3 protein-coding genes and 1 pseudogene are annotated in these 6,232 nt (G+C 49.3%); all 4 read right to left on the bottom strand.

Annotated features, from left to right (window positions below; genetic code table 11):
- A pseudogene (locus JX312_RS07745) lies at positions 1–972 on the bottom strand (hypothetical protein); the annotation flags it as partial.
- Between the two features lie 357 nt (positions 973–1,329).
- Entirely contained in the window at positions 1,330–3,042 is a 1,713-nt protein-coding gene (locus JX312_RS07740) for an endonuclease (RefSeq protein ID WP_204457604.1), read from the bottom strand.
- Positions 3,043–3,232: 190 nt separating this feature from the next.
- On the bottom strand, positions 3,233–5,449 hold the full coding sequence (locus JX312_RS07735) for a DUF5689 domain-containing protein (protein ID WP_204457603.1): 2,217 nt from the start codon (positions 5,447–5,449) through the stop codon (positions 3,233–3,235).
- 21 nt (positions 5,450–5,470) lie between these two features.
- Positions 5,471–6,232: DUF6359 domain-containing protein (locus tag JX312_RS07730; RefSeq protein WP_204457602.1), on the bottom strand; the 762-nt coding region annotated here is incomplete at its 5' end.

The following is a 6,232-nucleotide window of genomic DNA, read 5'->3' as shown; positions in this document are numbered from 1 at the left end:
AGCGCCATTTTCTATCTGTGACATGCATCCCCTTTCATATTCATCAAACTCACCCGGCGACCACCTTCTGTGTATTCTTACCGGCAACAGGTCAAAATGCTTCAGCAGAAATATATTTCCATAAGCCGCATACTCCCTTTCACCGATTCTGACATGCAGATACCTCCTGAACAGCTCCGGATGCATTCTTTTGATCAACAGCCTCCTCGGATTATCATTGATATAATTTACCAGACGCGCGATCTGACCTGCACGGCATACGATTCTGTCATGAAACTTCTCGGTAAAGAGAGAATCCTCCCGGGCTATCAGCCCCGCCTTTCTCGCCATAGCCGTACACCCGCCCATAAAACCGCCGACCACACGTCCCAGATGTCGCTCAAGGGTAGATTTGATTCTGACAAGGATATGCAAATGATCCGGCATCACCACATACCTTACAATCTCCAGTTGCGGCGTATAATCCGGCATTGTCTCGATCTTATCTCTTATGATACATCCGAGATCGGAATATTCGATAACCGGCAGCAAAGCTCCCGTCCCGGCACCGCCTCCTGCCGGCACAAAAGAGGCTATTCTTTCATTTGCCACTCCCTTCGGTACAATGGAATCTATTCTTTCATTAGCCGCTCCTGAATGACCGGAAGCATAAATCCGGCAAAACAGAGGTGTTTTCTTTTGGGCGTTGACAGTAATCATATAAAACCCGGGAGAACGATAATCCTTGAATTTTGCTCTACGTGTATTTCTTCTTTTAAGCTCTTTCCCGAAAGGATAATTCACGCCATTCTCCTTCCCTACATTTCCCGAGCTGCCGGATAAGTAAGGAGATGCCTCTTCTGCCGCGATATCCCGGAGACACACGTCATCTTCTTCCTCCTCCCGATTATCCGGTTCGCAATAATTCCCATTCATCACAAGTGTATCCGGTTCGCGGATCCCCCCTTCAGACTCCTTGGTATCCGGTGCCATATTATAATTTACATATATAATATTTTCCAAAGTCAGGTTAATATTAGAGTTCATATTGCAGGAATTGCGGTCAGCCGGAATGCTGCCCGATGAATCTTTCATAAGTCGGTATTATTGAAATCAAATGATTGAAATGATTGATTGGAAAGGAAGAAGAGCAAGGAGAGGTTTTAATGGACAAATCCATTAAAACTCATTTACTGAAAGCAGAATTAAACTACAAATCTCAGTTTAAATAATTATTTAAGCCTGAATTAAGAATCTAAAGCCTTGAGATTTTATCTTAGCTGGAGATTTTATTTCCGCTAACGCGTCTACACCCAGCATCAAGGGTTATGACGCGTTAGCGGAATAAATTCAGATAATGATCTTGACGGGGCGCATGCCCTCGGCAGTGACGATATATGCGCCCTGCGGAAGGAGGAAGATATCGCCATCGACCGGAGTCGCGACATATATCACTTCCGTGCCGTTGACATCATAGACATGCATAGGTTTGCTCTCGCCATTAAGCTTGATCATGAATCCGCCGTTTACCGTATAAATCTGCATCGGCGCGGACACATACAACTCCTCCACCGAACTTCCCGCAGCAACATAAATCTCGTTGGAAGGCTCCGAAAGCATCCCGAGACGCGAGTATTGCACATAATAAGTCTCGGCAACAGATGGATCACGGTCGCTGATCACATAGCTTGTCTCCCCAGTTTCATATGTTTCCGTCTCCTGATTGCCGTCGACAAGACGCGTGCGCGTCAGGACATAATAATCAGCTATCTCACCCTCAGGAACCGGATTCCAGTGGGCTGTATATGAATTGGCTGTCACATCCGTAGGCTGCAAGGCTGTAAGCGTAGTGAACGTCGGCATCGGAAGAGCCTCACCTTTGAGCGTTACGGCGATAGAACCGGTCAGACCGCCGTCATAAAGCATGATTTTAGCCTCATGCCGTCCGACAGCCGTCGGAGTGTAGGTGATGTTCAGCAGATAACCCTGGTTCTGGTTTATCGTAGCCGCCGGAATCTCTTTGGTAATTTCGGGAACAAACATATCCTTGTCAGCACCGCTCACCCTTACCGAAAGAGCAGACGTAAGATTTTTTCCTACAATCTGAAGCACGCGGGTCTCGGAACGACCCACAGCCACCTGCCCGAAATCGAGAGCCTCTCCATTGACCGGCGCCGTGATTTCAGGATCTCCTGTTATCGGAGGTGTGGGATCACTACCCTCCTGCTGGTCCACATAGAATACCTCAGTGGTGCGCGTGCCCCATACATATTCCGCCAATTCCGGAAAATCCACAAACGGGTTACGGTTACCCTGATATTGCTCCACCACATTATTGCGGTCTATCTCCTTCTGATCCACGGGATCCTGACGGCACCACTGCAGCAACATCTCCCTCGCCCAGGGAATCAAAGTTGGATATGCCTCTTTCTGATACATATAATTAACTACCCAGTTTATGTCGTCATATACCGTTGCCACATACATATAAGCCCTTGCGAAGTCTCCCTTGTATTCGTCAGCAGGCTCGAACACATAACGACTTCCGCCGCCGTAACCGGTCTGCGCACCGCCCACTTTCGTCACTCCGTTATTGAAATTTGCAGAGGCTGTCAGACCAAGCGGATAATTCAGCTTAGCTTGATTTGCCGCGCCATCGGAGGGAAAGAGATTCCACATATCGGAATAAGCCGGCGTATATTCCACCGAGCCGTTCTGCTTCCACCAGGATTTAGGCACGCTGTGTTCCCGCTGCATCTTATTTGCCGAGAAACTGCTCTTGCCGGTCTGCCCTCTTTTTATGAGATACACCGCATCCGAATACATATCCCACCAGCGTTTGCAACCGTCAACAAGTTCTGGATAGACATCCGAATACTGCCAATATGTCGGCAGATCGGAATATACAAGAGTCTGATGTGTGCGCACACACTCCTTGGCAGCCGCCTTGAGAGCGGCGCCGCTTTTACCGTTCATTTTATCATAATAGCCGTTTTTAAATTCGGCAGACGCGCCGGCACACACAAACAGCACCAGCATCAGTGTCATGTAAAATCTCTTCATTCGCAATATGGAGTTTTATCATTCCCCTCGCGGGAATACGATTCATTCAAGATAATAAACGTTGAAACACACATTTATTCTTTCACATTCAGAATGTTTTTTAACATTCCCGCATAAATTTCCATACAAAATCCCCCGGTGCGACAGGCACACCGGGGGATTTCAGTTATCGCTAATTGTTTTTGTCAGATTATCTGGACGCTTTGACTTCAAGGTCATTTATCTCCCATTGATCGGCACCATCAGCGGAACATCCGTATTTGAATGCCACCTGAATTTTCTTGCCTGCNAAAGCGGAAAGATCCATTTCACCGGAGCTGACAAATGTCCATTTGTTGTCCAGCGGAGGCCATTCCTGTATTGTCAGCTCTGTCCATGCGGAAGAACCCGCCTCACGTACAACAAACCCGCAGAGCTGCTTGATGGTTGTCTGGAATTTTGCGGCATGACGGAACGAAACTTTTGCCGAAGTATAGCCAGTCAGGTCGATTACGGGAGAGATGGCATAAGAAAGACCGTCGCTTGTCGCTCCGTAACCTGTGGCATTAAGATATCCGCTGTCGTTATACGTCCTCCATGACCACAGCTCGGTCTTGCCAGCAGGGAGAGTCACATTATCTATTGTCCAGTCGGAAGGCAGTGCCGTCAGTGTTTTTTCAAGTGAGGAATATACCGTTGTTTCTCCTGTCGACGGAGGAGCCGGGGTGTCGCCACTGCCATCAACGATAACATATTCGGTAACATCCCTTACACTCTTCATGCCAAAGTATTTCTTCAGGTCTCCTTTCACTTTCACGCGTGCGCCATAAATTGAGGGATTCTTGGATATGCCGAGAGTTGTCCGGACATCACCGGTGTTCTTAAGACCTACAGGCACCGAATTAGAAGCATTCGCGTCAGCTGGAGCTACCATGGAAAGAATGACATTCGTTGCATTCTTGTAATTATCGCCGTCAGAAGCTTCTGTACTGAACACCGCACTATCCCAGGTCTTGTCTGCCACATAACCGACCACATATCCCTCAAGCCATACTCCTGTGGCATCATTCTGAGCCTTTACCTGATCAGGATTAAACGGACTCTCCTGAGTACCGTTACCTGCCGGGATACCGTCGCCGGGTCCCGGAGCCGGAGTTCCGCCGCCGATTGTCACGCCTTCAACCTCCACGTCGGCTGCGGTGCCGCCGTTGCCGGTGATACCGGGCATGCCGAGGAACTTGGCGAGATCACCTCTTACGAGAATCGATTTGCCGAGCACACCGGGATTGTCGACAAGATTTACCGCCGCACGGAATGCGGAACCCTGTGGAAGCTCTACCGCGATACACTTGGTCCAGTCCGTCTCGTCGGCGGAAGCGGCGATAAGGATGTTGTTGTCCATCTCCGCGTCAGCACCGAAAATAACATCATCGTTGGATGTCACGTCATTCACTCCACCCTTTACAGAGCCTACGATGAAACCTTTCACCCAGCCGGAAGCGCCCTGATCAATGACATCCATAGCCTCTTCAACCGTATAGGGGTCGTTCTTCTGACCTTTCTCGGTGATCATCACATCGCCGAGACCGCGGAGAAGGAGCTGCCATCCGTCGCCGTAATAAGAGAGGATGCCGCGCACATTGCCCGAACCCTCGGGAATCAGCTCGTTGTAGAAATTCGAATATCCTGAAGTACGCACGGTGAGCGTTCNGCCGTTGGCATCGACAAGAGTGCGGTTCACACTCTCCTGATAAGGAGCGTATGTTTCCTTGCCACCTTCCTCGAAATGCACGTTGCGGAATTCCACAAGCTGGCTCTGCATGTTGCGGAACGCCTCGCCGGTAGAGGGAAGCTGCGAGAATGTTGTCACGATACAGTAGGGAGCGTCGGCAGGCCACTGCGCGTCCTGCGCCACATACTTCACGTCAGGATTCGGGAAACCGTTCAGCTCGGAGTGAGCGAGGAAGAAATCCCACGCCATGAAAGTAAGCGAAGGAGCGCCGTTATACTCGTCAAGCCAGCCTATCTGCTGCAGACCGTTGTAATAACCGATATAGAGTCCGGTGGCGTTCAGCACCACATCCTGACCGATACGGTAGTCCGTATAAGTCGAGCCCTGATTCACGGACAAGGCAATTGCAGCCGTCTCGTCCTGAATCACGATAGACTTGTAGATATTACCTGTGGCATCGCTTGAAACCACACGTCCATGGATTATATATGGAGTCTGTGTAGCCTCGTCCTTCATCGGACACTTCACCGTCTGATCCGCGAAAGCGGTCTTGAACTCCGATATGGTGGTGTTGGCTTCCATTGTTGCCTTAGGCTCCACGAGCGCGGGAGCGTCCATGTCTGCCTGGCAGGAAGTCAGGGTAGCGGCGGCTGCCGCCATCGCCATTCCAAGGTATAATGCTTTAATATTTTTCATTTTTATGATTGTTTTTGGCGATTATTTTGTGCCTGTCACTTTCACGTTCTTGATTTCCCATGTGTCGGCTCCAGCGTCTGAAGACTCATATTTGAAACCGATCTGCACTTTCTTGCCAACATAAGCCGAGAGATCAATCTCTCCACTGTTGACAAATGCCCAGCTTGTGGTTCCAGGCCATGTAGGAATTTCAAGATCGGTCCATTCGGTCGCGCCCTCGGCACGAACCACAGCCTTGCAAAGTTCCTTGATAGTGGTCTGAAATTTTGCGGCATGTTCGAAACTGAAAGCTGCCGTAGCAAAGCCATCAAGCGATATCACCGGAGAATAGCAATAAGCCAGGGCGGCATTAGCCTTGTTCTGAGCATACGCGCTGGCATTGAGATAATACTGACCGTTGTAGTCTTTCCAGCTCCAGACATAATTCAAGCCAGTCGCAAGAGACACATTCTCTATTGTCCATTCCGGATCAAGAGATGAGTCAGATGCGTCAAGCGCAGAATATATTGTCTGACCGGTAACAACTGGTGTTTCGGGTTTCTTGTTGTCTATACTTTCATCGCCTTTATCTCCCCATTTGTAAGCACTTGCGCTGCGGAGTCCGTATGCCGAGCAATACTTAGAACCGGTTGAACCAAGTATGCATACTTCTTTACCCATATTATCGGCATGATCGGCAACATTGAGAGCATTGCGAACCGGACCACTCGGAAGCTGCACCGGAATACATTTTGTCCAATCTTTCTCATCGGCTGTGGCAGCAAGAAGGATATTGGTCTTCAC

It is taken from the genome of Barnesiella sp. CU968 (assembly GCF_905219685.1).
In the GTDB taxonomy this organism is placed as follows: Bacteria; Bacteroidota; Bacteroidia; order Bacteroidales; family Muribaculaceae; genus Lepagella; species Lepagella muris_A.
The sequence above is the reverse complement of the archived record's forward strand: the minus strand, read 5'-3'. Positions and strand labels throughout refer to the sequence as shown.